This window comes from Sporomusa acidovorans, assembly GCF_900101845.1.
In the GTDB taxonomy this organism is placed as follows: domain Bacteria; phylum Bacillota; class Negativicutes; order Sporomusales; family Sporomusaceae; genus Sporomusa; species Sporomusa acidovorans.
This window is the reverse complement of the sequence record NZ_FNAM01000038.1, coordinates 1-17,870: the sequence shown is the minus strand read 5'-3', so window position 1 is coordinate 17,870 and position 17,870 is coordinate 1. Positions and strand designations below refer to the sequence as shown.

The window sequence follows — 17,870 nt, the reverse complement described above, 5'->3', positions numbered from 1 at the left end:
CATGCTATAAAGCAGATTCGCCATACTAACCGCAACTCCTGCTAATCATGCACCAACAGAGGGTAGAAGTAAATTCCCCCTCTGCTTGTTTGTCATATTTCAATATTAACGATTTTTTGAATAACCACAATTCCCATAATCTGCCCCAAAACCGCAGCTCCCAGCATCGTCTGACCGAACGGATGAGTAAACAGCAAGTCAATATAACCGGGATTGATAACCTTCAGGGCAAATAGCAGGGCTATGGGCAACAAGCTGACAATAACTCCCGACATCCGCCCCTGAGCAGTCAGTGTTTTTATTTCGCCTTTAATTCGTATCCGTTCACGAATAGTCGTCGCAATGCTGTCAAGTACCTCTGCCAGATTACCGCCCACCTGCCGCTGTATTAATACGGCGGTAATCACCAGATCAAGATCGTCACTGTCTACCCTTCTTGCCATATTCAGCATGGCTTCTTCTGTCGGCACGCCCAAATTCATCTCTTTCAGCGTCCGGGCAAACTCCACCGCAATGGGCGGCAACATTTCCCGGGCTACCATCTCGATAGCCTGCATAAAACTATAACCTGTTCTCAGGGCATTAGCAATCAGAATCAGCGTATCCCCCAGTTGATCATTGAAGGCTTTGGCCCGCCGCTTAATTTTTATTTTGAGATAGACAAAAGGCAGTCCATAGCCGCAAATTCCCCCTAGCAAGGCACCGGGCAAACCATTTTTTAGCATTAGCACGCAGCCGATAGCCAGGGAACTTCCCAGACAGATAACTAAAAACTCCTGGCTTTTAAGCGGCAATCCGGCCTGAATAAGGCGATGTTCCATTCGTTTGGACCATGACCCGTCAGACATGGCAATCTGGCCGCCCAGCCATCTAACAACCGACCGCCAGCCGCTAAGCCGGCGCATGCCCTCAGACCTGTCATCAGTCTTTGCGGCATACGGGGCATCCGGTGCAAGATACTGATCCATACGCAGGCTAACAGCCTGTTTCTTATGGCTTCGCCAGCGGAAGATAAGCAGACACACAACCACCAGGTTGAAAAATAATGCCACCCCGATGATAAGCAGCATATGACCATCCCTTCACTAGCCGAATAAACGTTTAAACCTGCCGACAACCCCGGTAACCAACTGCTTTTGTTCCTGGGGTTGCCAGTCGCTGTCGGCCACCAGCCGGGCTAACTCAAACAGGCTGTGCGCGACCGGCGCTGCCGGATGGCTCACGACAAAGGGTACGCCCTTATTGACAGAAGCAACTACAATTTTGCCATCACTGGGAATTGCGGCAGAAAACTTATACCTAAGACTTGCCTCCACATCACCCAGATTAATATCGGCATCCGTATCGGCCCGGTTGAGTACCACCTTAACCTTATCTTGCCCGTAATTCAGCGACTCCATAATTTCCAAACACAGTTTAACATTTTTTATTGTGGGCAAATCCAGCGCAGCCACTACCAGGATAATATCCGAAGCATCAAGCACAGCCAGCATACTGTCGGAAAAAGTAGGTGCCGTGTCAATAATCGTATAGTTAAAGCTGGAACGCATCGTTTTAAGGATAGTGGACAAATGGCCGGCTGTTACCGTTTCCGCCTGTTCCGGGCGAACCGGAGCAGGCAATAATTTGACAGAATTTCTGAACTGAGCCAAATAGCCTTCCAGCACATGGGCATCAAGGTTGTCAATATCCCGCACCAAATCGGCAATGGTAGCCCGGGGTACAAGATTTAAAAACAAGGCCACATCGCCGAATTGCAGGTCGGCGTCTACAATTCCAACCTGAGTACCGGTTTTCTCGGCCAGCGCTACCGCCAAGTTTGTTGCAATGGTGGTCTTGCCAATACCGCCTTTGGTACTGAATACGGTAACAACTTTGCCGCGCACTTCTTGCTTCGGCTCAAATTTTAGCACATTGCGGCGTTTTTTTTCGTTGGCAAATCCCTGCTTAATAGCCTGAATCAGTTCATCGCCGCTAAAGGGTTTAATTAAATAATCTTTTGCCCCGGCAACCATAGCCCGCCGCAGATATTCCTGCTCGCCCTGCACACTCATTATCAGGATACAGGCACCGGGAACCTCGGCGGCAATTTGCTCCGTAGCCGCTATTCCATCCATTCCCGGCATGTTGATATCCATCAAAACAACATCAGGATGCATTGTTCTTACCTTGGCCACAGCCTCAGCACCCGATTCAGCCTGACCGACAACTACCATATCTGATTCAAACGCCAGCAGCTTGCATACATTTTCCCGGGTGGCAGCAATATCGTCGGCAATAAAAATTTTTATTTTTTCACTCATCAAGCCTTACCCCCTAAATGGGTTTTCTTTAGCAAAATCTCTCATATCCTGGGATTGCGCCGGAATATACTCATCCGGATTGACAAGAGTGGGTGTAATAAAAATAATAACCTCCGTCTCGCCCCGGCTAAAGGCCGTGCTCTTAAACAGGTTGCCGATAACCGGAATATCCCCTAATAACGGAACCTTATACACATCTTTTGTCACTTCGCTGGAAATCAGACCGCCAATCGCCATTGTCTGCCCGGAGGACAACGCAATCGCCGTTTCGGCTTTGCGAATTTTTATCGGCGGAATCTTCATGCCTAACCCCAGTTCAATTTTATGTTCGTCTGTCCAGTCGAGCGTACTCACTTCGGCTTTTATCTTGCTCTGTATCAGTTTGTCGGCATTTACTTCCGGCGCAATGTCCAGCTTTATGCCGTAGTCCTTCCATTCTATTGAAATCCGGCCGTCGCTGAGTCCCACCGGTACGGGGATTTGACCACCGACCATAATATTGGCCTTATCACCGCTCAGCGTAATCATATTGGGCTGAGACAGGATCTTGGCCAAGCCATTTTTTACAAGGGCATCCAGTTGCGCGTTGACCGGGCTGTAGGTACCCAAATTGCCAAAAGCTTTTGGCGCCAGCGAGTTTACGGATGACTGGCCAAAAGAAAAGTTACCTGCTGTGCCAATACTGTCGCCAGACCATTTAATACCGAAACTTTTCGCTGCTTCCCGGTTAATTTCAACCACCCTGGCCTCAATGCGTACCTGCACCGGCCGGGTTATTTCCAGCAGGTTGACCACCTTTTCGGCATAGGCTGACGCCACTTTTTCGGCCCGGCTTTTTTGGTACTGGTCATTGACTGTCCCTTCCAGAATAACGGTTTTATTCACTTTGCTTACCGTAATATCAGCTAACCCCAAAATATTTTTGATATCATTGGCAATGGTGATATCCGCTGCCCCAACTTCCACCAAATAACTGTACCGTCCCCCCCGGGACCACACATGCAGAGTTGTCATTCCCGGAGCTTTGCCAATAAGCAGCACTTCCAGGCCGGACACAACCACTACATCGGCAATTTCCGGATTGGCAATAGCAACTTTTTCGACAGCGCTAAAATTTAAAACCCGAGACTGATTAACGGCCACCGCCATTTTCTCTTCCGCGCCTGCCACCATGCCAGTAGCCACCATGCCGGCAATTATAACAACAACTGCAACAACTACCTTCCACTTATCCATTGAAAACTCCTGCCTTTCTGCCAGCTTTGGATCACAGACACGTAATGTTAATTGACAGCAATAACCTCGGTTTTTGTGCCTCGAATCATTTGTATACCGCCGGACTTTTTAGCCGGTGCCGGCGCAGATGGCGGAGAAACCGGTACTTTGTCACCAGTCTTCGGCGCGTGATCGGGTAAATGTTGTAACCCGACAATATCCGGGGGAGTAATCGGCGCGGCTATGTCAATACCGGTATTCTGCATAAACGGCCTAAGCACCAGGCGCACTTTGCCCTTATCTTCCGACAGAGTCAGTTTTGTTGCCTCATCAGGTGTTACAGCCAAAGTAACGGTAGCTGTTTTACTAATCTCCTTTTTATCTTTGGAACTGGTATTAGTTGCTTCGACGGTTCCTCCTTCGGTTTCCCGGTTGGCAGCCAATACCAGGACATTTTGCAATACTAAGCGACTGACATTTTCGCCAATCGTATTTTTTTCAAAGGTTACGACTACATCCACATAATCCCCGGCTTTAACAAAGCCGGCTACGCCGGTTACTTCATTAACGCCAATGGTCATGGCCCGTTTATCCGTTGGAATCATGCCGGTAAACCCGGCCGACCTGCCTTCACCGATCAACCGTCTGACGGTTATCTGTTCACCGGCTACAATCGGTTCTTTGGCAACCATGCCAATAACCTCCTGTAATTCCTGCACACCGCCTGGCTGCAAGTAAGGGGCCGGAACCTGAACCGTCTGTACCATCTCGGGTGTGATTCTTGTCCTGGCGGCAATATCCGCCTTGGCGACTACTACCGCTACCGTACCGCCAGACAGACTGCCGCTGGTTTTCTTTAAATAGCTGTACACAAGTGCGGTTGTCAGTAAACTTAAAATCACTGCCAGCAGCAAAAGTCCTTTATTGGAAAACCTGATCATTTTGTCCCTCCTGCCGTGTGCGGCCGTTTAAAAGAAAAACTATATAGTTTCTATGCTTTAATTTTATACGTAAACCCGTGCAAAAACCAGCGAGGAGATTTTCCTATTTTTCTTTAGGACTTAGGTCAAGCGGCGGCCACTGGTTAGGACTTTCCTCCCACTTATCACTGCCGGTAAGGTGCTGCCCTTATCTTTCTAAACCTAAGACAGGGCAGTGCGGAAACCCAAAGTTTCCACACTGCCCTGTCCTCATCTGCTACTTCAGTAACTACTCAGATTTAACTATAGCTATAAAGCTAGTGGTATATAGCCAAATTCCGTTCTAATTTGATAGCAGGTTTTTGTCATAACCCAGCTTGCTGATTTTTTCGCAGCCCGTCTCGGTAACCAGCACAACGTCCTCCAGATGAGCGCCGCCAATTGCCGGATTGTCATAGATAGTGACCCGCGGCTCAATAGCTATGATCATACCCGGCCGCAATATATCTTTCACATTACGGTTAATGCTGGGCGAGCCGTGCAGTCCATACCCCAACTGATGACCGGTCGCGAACTTATGCTCATACTTCTCATAACCTTCGTCTTTAATTACGCTTCTTGCCGCCGCATCAATTTCTCCACAGGTTGCTCCAGGCCTTACCGCGTTGATGGCTTCCTGTAAAGCAAGATAGGTAACCCGGTAAATGTTCTTCTGTTCGCGTGTCGGCTCACCCATACATACAGTACGTCCCAGATCGCCGGTATACCCCTTCCAGACACAGCCTAAATCAAGAATAACCATTTCACCTTCACGAATAATCTTATCTGTAGAAATCCGTTCGAAAATTGCGCTGTTCACGCCGGAAGCAACATTGGTAATAAACGGCGTCATTTCACTGCCGTTTTTGCGCATAGCATACTCGGCCCAGGCCGCAACTTCATATTCCCGGACACCCGCCCTAATACACGTAAGTGCCGCTTGAAGCCCAATTTCCGTTATTTCAACGGCTTTCCTCAGACACTCAATTTCCACAGGATGTTTGACCACCGTCAGATCATTCCAAATATCCGCCAAATCCACAAATTCCAAATCAGGCAGCTCATTAAGGATCGCTTGCTGGAGATTAAACGGCAACAGGTCTGCACCGATACGGCCTGTTGTTACCTTATAATCCCTTAAAATTGTTATCAATTCTTTTGCCCAGTTCTCAATGCCGGGAAGCTTGCGGTGGTCTTCTATGTCAGACCGGATTTGAATTCGATATTGATCGCTGCCGGATGTATATCCCACAACCGCCTTGCGGCCTCTCGGAATAAAAGCCAAATATTCCGGTTCACAAAAAGGCCTGTATCCCTTGACATAAAAGTCGGTAGCATAGCGAACTGCTTCCGGTTTGATCAATACAATTCCTTCCAGCTTATGATCTTCCAGCGCCTGTTGAATTTTTGCCTGCTTGACAGCATGCAGTTCATCACCGGCATAATAGGACGGCTTTTCTCTGCCAATATTCTGCACCACTCGCCAGCCTCCCTCCAGCCACATACTTCAGGTTATATATATATAAAACTATAATTTCTCTTATATTGGCTGCTGTCATGCAAAATCCTTTACAGTAATGAATAAATCTGCTTTTACTTGCAAGCGAATAAGCAGATAAAAAGGATTTGCCTCCCGGCAAATCCTTCGAAACGTAAATAATCTATACTTTTTCCATTTTATCGACGATGATTGTACCTGCCAAATCGCCTAAGCAGTTCATGGTTGTAACAGCCATATCAAACAGACGGTAAAAGGCACCTACCATAACAATAATTTCCAAAGGCATGCTAAACGCCTGCGCTACAATCATCAGCTTAACGATCCCACTGGAAGGTATTCCGCCGCCGCCCGCCGATAAAATAACACCCAGAAGCACCATCTGGACCAGATGCGCAATGGAAAAATCAATTCCTATCGCCTGCGCACAGAAAATCAACACGGTACCAATCAAAATTGCGTTGCCGTCATGATTCATCTGTGTTCCATAGGGGACAATAAAATCAGCTACATCCTTCGATACCGCCAATTCCTCCTTGGCAACCTGCAGGCTGATGGGAATCGCCGCCGCGCTGCTGCACGTGCTTAATGTGAAAATCCAGGTATTCGAAGTCCTTCTCATAAAGTCAAACGGCGTCATCCTGGTAAAGATCCACACGGTCAGAAGATAAACGCCAAAAAGTTGTATGATTGCCGCCAAATAGTAAGTACCGATTAGCTTGGACATAGTCCCCAAAAAACCGATGCCATATTTGCCAAGGGCCGCCGCCATCAAGCAAAAGACCCCGATCGGCGCTAAGTCCATAATAAGGCCGATTACTGCCATAACTACGTTATTCATTGACGAAAACCAGGCTTTAACCGGCCCACTTTTCTCAGCAGGCATTTTTACGATGGCGATGCCGATAATGATGGCAACAATTAAAACCTGTACAATATCACCTTTGGTAAAAGAGACAAAAATGTTATCGGAAAATAGACTTACCATAAAGCCTTTTAAATCAACTAGTTTGGGCACATCCGCCACCTTAGCGCCCTTCTCGAACACGAATCCGAGTCCCGGCTTAAGAATGGTTGTTGTCACAATGCCAATCAGCACGGCAATGATCGTCGTGACCAAATAATAGAGTGTCGCCCTGAGCCAAATGCGCCCGAGCGTTTTGGGGTTGTCCATACTGGCAATGCCCTGTACCATTGTGAAAATAACCAGCGGAATGACCATCATCTTAATCAGGTTAAGCCATATGTTGCCGATCCATTCCAACTGGGTCGCCAGCGGTCCGGCTACAATTCCGAGCAAAGACCCTATCAGCATGGCCAGAAATATTTTGTTCGTCAATTTCATCTTTGTATACCAGCTAAACAAACCAACGCCTCCTCACTAAGTTACTGCATCAACCGGCTATTTTTTTTAGAACCTTTATCGCGTATTGAATTTGATCGGCCGACACGTCATGGTGAGTAACCATACGCACCTTATACTTGCCATATTCACTTGCCCGAATGTTATGCTCCCGCAGTATTTCCACAAACTGTGCCGCCTGCATACCGAGTGGCGAAACATCGGCCATAACAATATTGGTCTGAACTTTGGCAAGATCAGTGTTCAGCTTTGTTGCCGCAACCGCCTCGCCTAACAACCGGGCGTGAGCATGATCTTCACTAAGACGGGACACCATGGTTTTTAAGGCTACTATGCCGGCAGCCGCAATGATTCCCACCTGCCGCATGCCGCCGCCCAGCAAACGGCGATAGCGGCGTGCCTGCCGGATGAAATCGGCACTTCCCACTAAAACAGACCCGACCGGAGCGCACAGACCTTTCGACAGGCACATTTGCATAGAATCCGCATACCGGGCCAAGTCAGCCACCGGTATATTCTGGGCCACGGCCGCGTTAAAAATCCTGGCTCCATCCATATGAACCGGCAGGGCGTACTGCGTAGCCACTTCTTTTATCGCCGCCAGTTCCGGCGGTGTATAGTACACACCGCCGGCTGAATTATGCGTATTTTCAACAGCAATTAAGGATGTGCTGGGAACATTCATCTTTTTCTTGCGGATAGCCGGCTCAATAAGTTCCGGCGTCAATTTGCCGTCCGGGGCAATCACCGGATATGGCTGTGCGCCGGTCAGCGCCGCCATCCCCCCCGTTTCCGAGCCAAACATATGGGCAGTAGCTTCGCAAATAACCTCACTGCATTTGCCTGCATGAACCATAACCGCCAGTTGATTTCCCTGGGTCCCGCTGGTTACAAACAATCCGGCCTCTTTTCCGGTCATTTGCGCAGCCAGCTTCTCCAGTTCCTGAACTGTCGGATCTTCCCCGTAGCCATCGTCTCCCACTTCTGCCTCAAACATAGCCTGGCGCATAGCGGCAGTCGGTTTGGTGACAGTGTCACTGCGCAGGTCAACAATCTCCATGTGTTGCAGCCTCCATTTCACAGGTGTATGATTTTGCTTAATGTATTAGCAATATTCATGCCAATCGAATTGGAGCAGCCCGCAGCCGGCCGGCCATTATGCGTCTTTACTGCCTGACCAGGCAGCCACCGTTACGTTGCGCTTGCTTTTAAAGCAAATAGCCGGCCCTACTTTTTCGACGCGTTGCATTTTATGTTGCAAGAAACGTTTCGCAACATAAAATGCAACATTTTTTTACAGTCCACGGTTCAATGACCGGGCAAAGCGTGGTACTATAGATAATAAGTCCCGGCATTTTTTGCCGGCCGGCCTTTCGTTACATACACGCTAAAAAGGATGTGCATCTTATGAAGCAAATCGGCTATGTCGCACCCAATAGCGAGATGGTGGAAATTGCGGTAACTATATTCAAACAATACGGGGATGATGTCGCCATCGAAGTCAGCGGCAGCGACCTCGGCATTCAAAGTGCCAGACTTTTAATCCAGCAGGGGGCAAAAGTCATTATATCCCGGGGTGGCGCCGCCTTATCGATCAGCAACAACCTGCAAATTCCGGTGGTCGAAATCCCGATAACCTTTGAAGACATTGCCGATGCCATCCTGCGGGCCAGCGGGCTGGGAGGATCCATTGCTGTCATCGGCTTCGAAAATTTATTAAACGGGCTTGCCGTATTAAACCCGCTGCTCAAAATCGACATAGAACAAGTCTATATTCATGATCAAAGAGAAATACGGGAAAAAATAGTACAGTTGAAGCAAAAAGGCATTGATGTTATTATCGGCGGTAAATTGCAATGCCAGGTCGCTGCCGAATATAATATGAAATTTGTTTTGTTACAATCAGGCCCAAAGGCAATATGCCAGGCCTATCTAGAGGCAAAAAACTTATTGGACACTTTGTTAAAAGAAAGGCAAAGAGCGGAAGAAGTCCGGGCTATTTTGGATCATACGCGCGATGGTTATGTAGCTATCGACAAGCAGGGAAAAATCACATTGGCGAATCGTGCCGTCCTGCAGTGGCTGCCCTATCATAACGGCTACCTGAAAAAATCTGTGCAGGATGTATTCCCCGGCTTGGAAAACCTAACCGATGTTTTATTGACGGGCAAAGAGTACTTGCATGATATTACTGCTCTCGGCTCAACCAATGTTCTCTATAACCGGATTCCGATCATTCTGGATAAAGAGGTGGTCGGCGCGGTGGCTACCCTGCAGAATATTAGCAGTATCCAGGAAGCTGAATCTAAAATCAGAAATAATTTTTTCGCCAAAGGGTGGTATGCCAGCTACTCCCTGGCCGACATCAAAGGCGAAAGCCCCCTAATCAAAACAACGATTGATTGCGCCAAGAAGTTTTCCGCTACAGATTCAACCCTGCTAATTACCGGTGAATCAGGTGTCGGCAAGGAAATGTTTGCGCAGGGAATTCATAATGCCAGCAATAGGAAAAACGGCCCCTTTGTGGGAGTAAACTGCGCTTCTTTGCCGGAAGGCATCTTGGAAAGCGAACTATTCGGGTATAATGAAGGAGCTTTTACGGGGGCCAGAAAAACGGGCAAGCCCGGCTTATTTGAGCTTGCCCACCATGGAACCATTTTTCTTGATGAAATCAGTGAAATACCGCTGGTTCTCCAAGGCCGGTTGTTAAGGGTTTTACAAGAAAAAAAAGTAATTCGCCTGGGAAGCAGCAAGGTTATTCCTGTTGATATCAGAATAATCGCGGCATCCAACCGGGACTTAGCCCTGTTGGCCGCCCAAAACAAGTTTCGTAAAGATTTATTCTTTCGGTTGAACGTTCTCAGGCTCAATATACCGCCGCTGCGAGAACGGCCGGAAGATATCCCCGCCCTGGCCCTGGGCTTTCTGGAAAAAAACTTTATCGACAATAAACCAGCCTTGAGCCAATCGGCCGCCGACGCATTACGCAATTATTCCTGGCCGGGAAATATCCGCGAACTCCAAAACCTGATGGAACGGCTGTCCATCACCTTGTCACCCGTCACAACCATTGACGCCGGCGATATTAAAAACCTCTTAAAAGAAAATGAGCCATTAACCCCAAACAGGCATCCCCCTGTAAACGAACAAAAGACAACCATCTCACGCGAACAGATTATAGAAACCCTTACACTAGCCGGCGGCAGCAAAGAAAAAGCCGCGGCCATGCTGGGTGTTCATCGCAGCACATTATGGCGATGGCAGAAGAAATACATGCTATGACCAAGCCTGCTCGCAAATCAGATTATCATTAATTGATGAACAGAGCCGTGAGCAAACATCATGTTTGCTCACGGCTCTGTTGGCGTTACCGGCCCAGTTTTTACAGCCACTGTTTTTTTCGAAAATAACGTACCATCAACAGGCTGATCAGCAGCATGGCCGCCAGGACCAGCGGATAGCCGTATTCCCACTCCAGTTCCGGCATATGAGTAAAGTTCATGCCGTAAACCCCGGCAATAAAAGTAAGCGGGATAAAAATAGTCGAAATAATTGTCAGCATCTTCATGACTTCACTCATCCGGTTGCTCACACTGGACAGATAAATATCGAGCATACCTGATAACATATCCCGGTAAATCTCTACGGTTTCAATAACTTGAATCACATGATCATAGATATCCCGCAAATATATAATTGTCTGCTGGTTAATAAAAGACGATTCTCCCCGCTCCAGCACACTGACTAACTCCCGCATAGGCCATACCGATTTCCGTATAAACAGCATGTCATGCTTAATTTCATGCAGTTCCTGCAAGAGTTCGGCATGCGGCTGGCTGACGATCTGTCCTTCCAGCACTTCAATTTTCTCTCCCAGATGTTCCAAAACCAAAAAATAATGATCCACAATGCTGTCAAGCAAAGCATAAAACAAATAATCGGCTCCCAACCGGCAGATTTTACCGCTTCCACCGTGGACACGATCATAGACAGCGGCTGACACGTCCCTTTCACCGGGAGGGTTTTCGGCAAATGAGATTACATAATTGGAGCCAAGAATGAGACTGACCTGTTCGGCCTCATAACCGGCTGCCGCGGAGGCAACGGTTAACGATTTGACAATGACACACAGATAATCCCCGTAATCCACAAGCTTCGGTCGCTGATTGGTGTGCAGAATATCTTCCAGGACCAGCGGGTGTATGGCAAACTGCCGGCCAATTTTCTCGACGACTTCGGCGTTAAGCCCCTGGACCCGTATCCATGTAACCCCTTGCGCTGCTACAGGCTTTTCTAAATGAGACGCATCCATATTCTTTTGTTCATTATAGGTTTCGCCGTCATAACTAATAACCTGAATATAAGCCTTGTCGCCGCGTGTGCCGCCCACATGCACCAACGTGCCTGGCGGCAAACCAACCTTAGAGGATAAATTTCTTGTATATGTACGCATCATGCACCTCGCAAAAGCATGTTGAAAAGCCTTTTCCCGGCAGGCCTAAGTAATATCTTACTACCATTATACCTCATAAATTCATACAGGATGACATTCCACATTCAGAATTCATCATTTCCAGTTTTGCCACGTTAAAATATTTTTCAAATATAAACAAAACCAAATATAAACAAAAATTCAGGAAGGAATAAGTTCATTTTTGTTTAATTATGTTCATTAGTATATAGACAAAAGGAGGAGACACTAATAATGGGTCGTATAATAATGAAAATAATCGGTCTTTTTCTCTGCCTGGCATGTATCGGGCTGGAACAGCCAAGCCAGGCTGCGGAAAACCAAAATGACGCATTGACGGAGGTTATCGTCTTTCACGCCGGCAGCCTGAGCGGGCCGTTCCAAAAAGCCGCCAAAGCATACAAGCAGGCCCATCCGGGTATCAAAATCACACTGGAAGGCGGCGGCAGCCGGGAAGCCGCCCGTAAAGTAACAGAACTTAAAAGACCGTGCGATATTGTCGCTTCTGCCGATTATGAAACGATCGATAAGCTGCTGATGCCCGAATATGCAAAGTTTAATATATTTTTTGCCCGCAATAAAACGGTGGTGGCCTTTACCGATAAAAGCAAATATGCTGACGAAATTACCGCCAATAATTGGTATGATATCTTGTCTAGACCGGATGTCCGGTATGGTCATACCGATCCGAACCTGGATCCCGGCGGCTACCGCGCAGTCCTGACTCTGCAATTAGCCGAAAAATATTATCATAAACCAGGCTTGTATCAAAAGCTGATCAATAATTTTCCCCCGGATAATATCGTCAACGACGGAAAAACCATTCAGGCCATGCTGAATAAGGGCGAACTGGACTATTTCTTTTTTTACGAATCCTCCGCCAAACAAGGCGGCTACCGCTATATTACCCTGCCAGCTCAGTTGGATTTTTCATCCTCAGATTATACAAGCTACTACAAGCAGGCAAAACTGACGTTAACCGGCAAAACTCCCGGCAGCACGGAGCAGGTACACGGCCAGCCCATTATTTATGGCCTGACGCTGGTAAACAATGCGCCCCACGCCCAAGAAGCGCTGCAATTTATGCACTTTCTTTTGACCGATGGACAGAAATACCTAAATGATGCCGGCTTTATTTCTATGAATCCGCGGGTGCGTTCCCACGAACTGCCCTCCATTCCGGCAGAATTAAAAGATATCGTAAAACCACTCAATATGAAAAACTAATACTAGGCAGCCGCGAACATTGGTACACAGTAAAAGGTGCTGTCCTATCCATATATACTCAGATATAGGAAGGCATAAGTAATGAAAAAGTTGATTTTTATTTATGGACCTAATGGAGTTGGAAAATCTACCTTGTCTAACATGTTAAACAAGAATCCGTCGAGCAATTGCATCCCGGCACATTTACGATGGATTAGCAGATCCAATAATTGATACATCCAGTCTTACTGTACAAGAAACCGTAAACTTAGTGTTAGATAGAATAAATTATATCCCCTCCCGCGTAGTTCAACCTGTTTCTGATTAGTTCATATCCAGATATATAATGAAACAAAACATGTCAGGAAAGAGTTTTCTCTCCCGACATGTTTTGTTTTCTCAGAGGAAGATCAAAAAATTTTACTCGGCAACCGCTTCCTTGCGCACCGCTGCCAGCCGGTAAATAACAATCGGCAAAACCAGCAGCGGCACCCCAAGGTACAAACAAGTCCTCAGTTCTTCGGTAAATACGACAAAAATCAGACAGGCAATTTGCACCCAGATTCCAAACTGGGTAATATAAGGGAAAAACGGCACTTTATATTTCAATGCTTTAACCTGAGCAGGACTAAGCTGTTTCCGGAAATTGTACTGGCTCCAGCAAATTGAGATCCAGGCAATGGCACCGGTAAAGCCAGACAACGCCAACAGGTAGGTATAGATCCGTTGGTCCTGGTCAAGGGTATACAATACCACTCCCAACCAGCACACTAAAATGGACAATGCCGTTGCGTTCTGCGGTACTCCCTGACTGTTGAGGCGTCCTAAAAAGGCGGGAGCCATTCCCTCCTGGGCCAGCGCATACATGGCACGAGTGCAGCCGTACAAACCCGAATTCGAACAGGAAATAGCGGCAGTCAAAATAACAAAAGAAAAAATAGCACCTGCCCAGTCAAGACCATAAGTACTCAGCGCCGCTGCAAACACGCTTTTCTCCAGGCTGGCTTTGTCCCAGGGAAAAATCGTAACCAACAGCAGCATGGGAAGAATATAGAGCGAAATAATCCGCACCGTAATCTGTCTAATAGTAGCAGGAATGGTTTTGGCCGGCTCTTTGCTTTCAGCAGCCGCCAGCCCGATGATTTCCGAACCCTGGAAGTTAACAAGAATAATGACCATTGTCAGCAGCACGGTCCAGTAACCATCAGGGGCAAACCCACCGCTGGATAACAAGACACTTGTTCCGAGGAACTCCCCGCCGCCAATAATGCCGAAAAAAATCAGGATCGCCAAACCGCAAAACATCAGTAAAGCAGCAATTTTGAACAGAGCCAGCCAAAATTCCATTTCGCCAAACAGGTTGACTCTGGATAAATTGATAAAGGTTATGGCCAACCCAAACAGCACTGCCCACCACATCGGGCTGATTACCGGAAAAAAGCCGTTCATAATAATTCCGGCGGCAATCATTTCCGATGGAACATAAGTTACCCAGGTCAGCCAGTAGCACCAGCCCACACCGCACGCCCAGGCCGGCGATATATAGTCACGGGTGTAACTGATAAACGACCCGGCAATTGGCCGGGCCACAGCCAGTTCACCCAAACATACCATAACGGCATAAACAATCAGACCACCCAACAAATAGGCCAGTACCGACGCCGGGCCGGCCTTGCCAATCACATAGCCGCTCCCTAAAAAATAACCACTGCCAATAATGCCTCCCAGGGCGATCATCTGCAAATGGCGGTTTTTAAGCCCACGGTGTAATTGTCTCTCGGTATCCTGCTCCTCCAACTATCATTCCTCCAGTAGTAAACAAAAAATGCTTTCGGATTGATTATATCACATTCTTTTTTCCTAGCAATGGTAAATTTATTTTTTCCGCTCCAACATGAGTTGCCTCCCCTTTTTAGCCACCCTTTGACACCATAAACCTTAAGGTTACAGGTACACTTGGATATTCAAGAAATAGGATTCAAATCCTTATAGATAGCCTATCAACAGCGTTACCGTGGCCGCTGTGGCCGCGATTCTTATGATTTCAAATCCTCATAGGTAGCTTATCAACTATGTTATCGTCGAGCAAGACATAATTATGAGCATGGTATTTCAAATCCTTATAGGTAGCCTATCAACAAGCCTGTAAAGAAAAAGTCAACCACTCAGACATAATTCCAAATCCTTATAAATTAAAAGGTATGTAGAATAGATAGGAATACATTGCTTGGCCCCTCATTTTACGGGGCTTTTTCTTTTGCAATCGTGCATACATCGGCATAAAATACGCAGTCAAGCAGGCATTCTGTCCCCAGAATGTCCCCAGTAATAAAACCAGCCCCGACGCACACCAGGGGCCTATTTTACCGCTCCATAAACCATCTACCTTTGTAAAGAGAGAATGGATGGGAAAATAATTTCGATGCGCCAGAATAAGAGTATCAATTACCGAAAAAGATAACTCTCTAATTTACTAGAGAGCTATCTTTGAAAGTTACTAATTTTAAATTTACTATTTATAAGTTTGAATACATTTAGAAATTGATATGGCGATAATATTTTAATCTTAATGCCATTACAATTTTTGTACTTTTCATGCAAGGCGTTTAGGTGGTCTCCATCACACGATATAATATATTCTGCACCGTGTTCAATTGCGCACTGCACATATTTATCATCGCCTGGATCTATTGAATACTTACCGTTATCGGTAATATCTACTTTATAGGTATATGACAATATTCTGGTAAAACCATCTACCGATCTATAAAGTAAGTTATTCGAATTTGGATCGTTTGGATCAAAAATTTCTTTGTATCCATGGCAAAATCCTGCAGACCAATCTTTTCTTATCTGGTCGGACATAAGTATACGCAACTGAGCCCTTTTATTTAGATTAATTATATCTCCGGCATACCTATCTTGAAAAAACAACCACTCCACAATAATATTCGCATCAACTACTACATCCATTAGGCATTTTGTCTCCTAATTTCCGCCATACGAGCTCTAATTTTTTCTCTAGACAACCCTTTTTTAGAAGCAAGCGATGAACAATGAATGGCCAATTGCTCAGGAGTAAAAGCATCCGCTCGATCTTTGAATGTTGCAGGAATTTTGCCCCCGGTTATCATACTAATACAGCTATCCATCTTAAATGCTGTGTTGGGCATATTAGCACCCCCGATATTGTCTTTCTTTTGATAAAAAACCTGCATAGACTGTAATGAAATAACTTCCTGCCCAACATCATTACTGATTCGTGAGCTCCATGCATCTTTCCACGGAGCATCTAAGTGTGTAATACGTTCTAACTCTTTAGCATCAAGGCTACCATATTTATCCCAAACACTTCGCATTGAATCTATGTGACTATCATCAAATTCCGGTAAAGGCATACTAATTGATGTTATTGGAGTAAATCCATAAGACTTATAATAGTTATACATATCTGGGCACACCGGGCCATGCTTCCAAGCTTGAAATTCTTCATTGAATAAAGGATTATAATAATTGACCAAATGTGCAGCCTGCGCGTAATAGCACAATTTTTGTATTTTTAAATGAGTTATGAATATTGAACTCAGGTTAGCTAAAGAAATAAAGTAATTAGCCACATCAAATATTGTTATTTTTACCAACGCCTCATCCATCCTATAAAGCTTAGCCATATTGTCACCGCCCTTTATACATGATATTTTTCGGATAGTTCTATGCATCAATAGGTAACGTTATAGCTTTTCCAGATTTTACAGATTTTATATTTATATTCTACAACAAAATGGAAATACCTTCCAAATTATCCACAATATTATTAACAGTTTTTAATTGTGATTCCTTATTTTGTAATAAATAACTGTTATTATGTAATCTATCCAGATAAAACAGTAAAATTATCCACAGATATTTTTGTTTTTTATGTATACTTATGTACATTTTATAAATTAGTCTACGCATGGTAGACATATACCATTTTCTATTCTTATTTATATTATCGCATGATTTAAGGTATTGGTAAAACAAAAATATTAACTATATGCTTCAATTTAATACATTCCTCTGTCACGATAAATTAAACTATCTCCTACTCTTTATCCGTACATGAAACTGAGATTTCGGATAGGTAACAAACAAAAACCGCCTCCCCACACGGCAAGGCGGTGCTACGCCGCCAAATAGGCGGTATTTTTTTGCCTTATAGTTTAAATATATACTTTTAAAAACAGGCTTTTGTACTGAAAAGTCGAATTCTCTCCTAAAACAGTAAAGGGGCAAATAATATGAATTTAAGAGATCAAATTGAAGATGCTAAAATATGGAGGTATATGGATTTTGCAAAGTTTGCATCACTCCTAACCACTAGCACCTTATTCTTTAGTAAATTAAAAAAACTAGGCGATCCATGGGAAGGCGAGTGGCCTGATTACTATTATGGAGAAATAAAAAAGCAAATAATCAAATCCATGCCGTCTTCTCAGAATGATACCCGACTTTAATGCAAAACGTAATTAATGATTCTACTGCGAAAACTCCCCCTGCACAGGGGTATCAGTTGCCGAGAGAAAATGACCTAAAGCCCTTATGAAATAAGGTTTTGTAGGTATTGCGAACAGGGATTTTCTGCTTGAAGTCGAATATTATTATTATAAACATAACGATATTTGAAAGTGAGCGAATATAAATGTTTCGCAAAAATAATTCACACCTTCAGGAACGCTTGTTTGATGACTTCCAGCATTTACACCCCAGTCAACAAAAACGCTTAATGGCCAGTTGGGCTCCCATATTTTACGAACACGTTTTCAGCCAGATTGATGAAGCACCCTTTGCACCGTTATACTCTGCCGATAATGGC

At 45.5% G+C, this 17,870-nt stretch carries 14 protein-coding genes; 3 read left to right on the top strand and 11 right to left on the bottom strand.

The window, feature by feature from the left end:
- Positions 1–92 precede the first annotated feature (92 nt).
- The 7 genes from BLR65_RS21065 to BLR65_RS21035 all read right to left on the bottom strand — a co-directional run bounded on the left by BLR65_RS21065 (position 93) and on the right by BLR65_RS21035 (position 8,398).
- A complete protein-coding gene (locus tag BLR65_RS21065; RefSeq protein WP_093796154.1) occupies positions 93–1,070 on the bottom strand; it encodes a type II secretion system F family protein in 978 nt (325 codons plus the stop codon).
- Positions 1,071–1,085: 15 nt separating this feature from the next.
- Positions 1,086–2,303 carry a CpaE/TadZ family protein gene (locus tag BLR65_RS21060; protein WP_093796153.1) on the bottom strand — a complete coding sequence of 406 codons (1,218 nt, stop codon included), beginning with the start codon at positions 2,301–2,303 and terminating at the stop codon, positions 1,086–1,088.
- A gap of 6 nt (positions 2,304–2,309) precedes the next feature.
- Positions 2,310–3,539: a type II and III secretion system protein family protein gene (locus tag BLR65_RS21055; protein ID WP_093796152.1), complete on the bottom strand. Its 1,230-nt coding sequence runs from the start codon at positions 3,537–3,539 to the stop codon at positions 2,310–2,312.
- A gap of 47 nt (positions 3,540–3,586) precedes the next feature.
- Positions 3,587–4,459, bottom strand: coding sequence for a Flp pilus assembly protein CpaB (gene cpaB / locus BLR65_RS21050; protein WP_093796151.1), 873 nt, complete (start codon positions 4,457–4,459; stop codon positions 3,587–3,589).
- Positions 4,460–4,781: 322 nt separating this feature from the next.
- Entirely contained in the window at positions 4,782–5,957 is a 1,176-nt protein-coding gene (locus tag BLR65_RS21045; protein ID WP_169717055.1) for a M24 family metallopeptidase, read from the bottom strand.
- 181 nt (positions 5,958–6,138) lie between these two features.
- Complete coding sequence (locus BLR65_RS21040) at positions 6,139–7,341, bottom strand: dicarboxylate/amino acid:cation symporter (RefSeq protein WP_093796149.1); 1,203 nt, start codon at positions 7,339–7,341, stop codon at positions 6,139–6,141.
- Positions 7,342–7,369: 28 nt separating this feature from the next.
- Positions 7,370–8,398, bottom strand: a complete 1,029-nt coding sequence (locus BLR65_RS21035) for a threonine aldolase family protein (protein WP_093796148.1) — start codon at positions 8,396–8,398, stop codon at positions 7,370–7,372.
- A gap of 347 nt (positions 8,399–8,745) precedes the next feature.
- Between BLR65_RS21035 and BLR65_RS21030 the strand changes: the two genes are divergently transcribed.
- A complete protein-coding gene (locus BLR65_RS21030) occupies positions 8,746–10,620 on the top strand; it encodes a sigma 54-interacting transcriptional regulator (RefSeq protein WP_093796147.1) in 1,875 nt (624 codons plus the stop codon).
- A gap of 100 nt (positions 10,621–10,720) precedes the next feature.
- Here BLR65_RS21030 and corA read toward each other — a convergent pair whose 3' ends face one another.
- Entirely contained in the window at positions 10,721–11,794 is a 1,074-nt protein-coding gene (corA, locus tag BLR65_RS21025; protein WP_245692962.1) for a magnesium/cobalt transporter CorA, read from the bottom strand.
- Between the two features lie 249 nt (positions 11,795–12,043).
- Here corA and BLR65_RS21020 point away from each other — a divergent pair, with 249 nt between their 5' ends.
- Entirely contained in the window at positions 12,044–13,036 is a 993-nt protein-coding gene (locus BLR65_RS21020; RefSeq protein ID WP_093796145.1) for an extracellular solute-binding protein, read from the top strand.
- A gap of 399 nt (positions 13,037–13,435) precedes the next feature.
- Here BLR65_RS21020 and BLR65_RS21015 read toward each other — a convergent pair whose 3' ends face one another.
- The 3 genes from BLR65_RS21015 to BLR65_RS21005 form a co-directional block, all read right to left on the bottom strand.
- Complete coding sequence (locus BLR65_RS21015; protein WP_093796192.1) at positions 13,436–14,752, bottom strand: amino acid permease; 1,317 nt, start codon at positions 14,750–14,752, stop codon at positions 13,436–13,438.
- A 744-nt stretch (positions 14,753–15,496) separates the two neighbouring features.
- Entirely contained in the window at positions 15,497–15,988 is a 492-nt protein-coding gene (locus tag BLR65_RS21010; RefSeq protein ID WP_093796144.1) for a PIN domain-containing protein, read from the bottom strand.
- A complete protein-coding gene (locus BLR65_RS21005) occupies positions 15,988–16,686 on the bottom strand; it encodes a Panacea domain-containing protein (protein WP_169717054.1) in 699 nt (232 codons plus the stop codon). The genes BLR65_RS21010 and BLR65_RS21005 overlap by 1 nt, the downstream gene beginning before the upstream one ends.
- Positions 16,687–17,295: 609 nt before the next feature.
- Here BLR65_RS21005 and BLR65_RS20995 point away from each other — a divergent pair.
- Positions 17,296–17,511: a hypothetical protein gene (locus BLR65_RS20995; protein ID WP_093796141.1), complete on the top strand. Its 216-nt coding sequence runs from the start codon at positions 17,296–17,298 to the stop codon at positions 17,509–17,511.
- Positions 17,512–17,870: the final 359 nt, after the last annotated feature.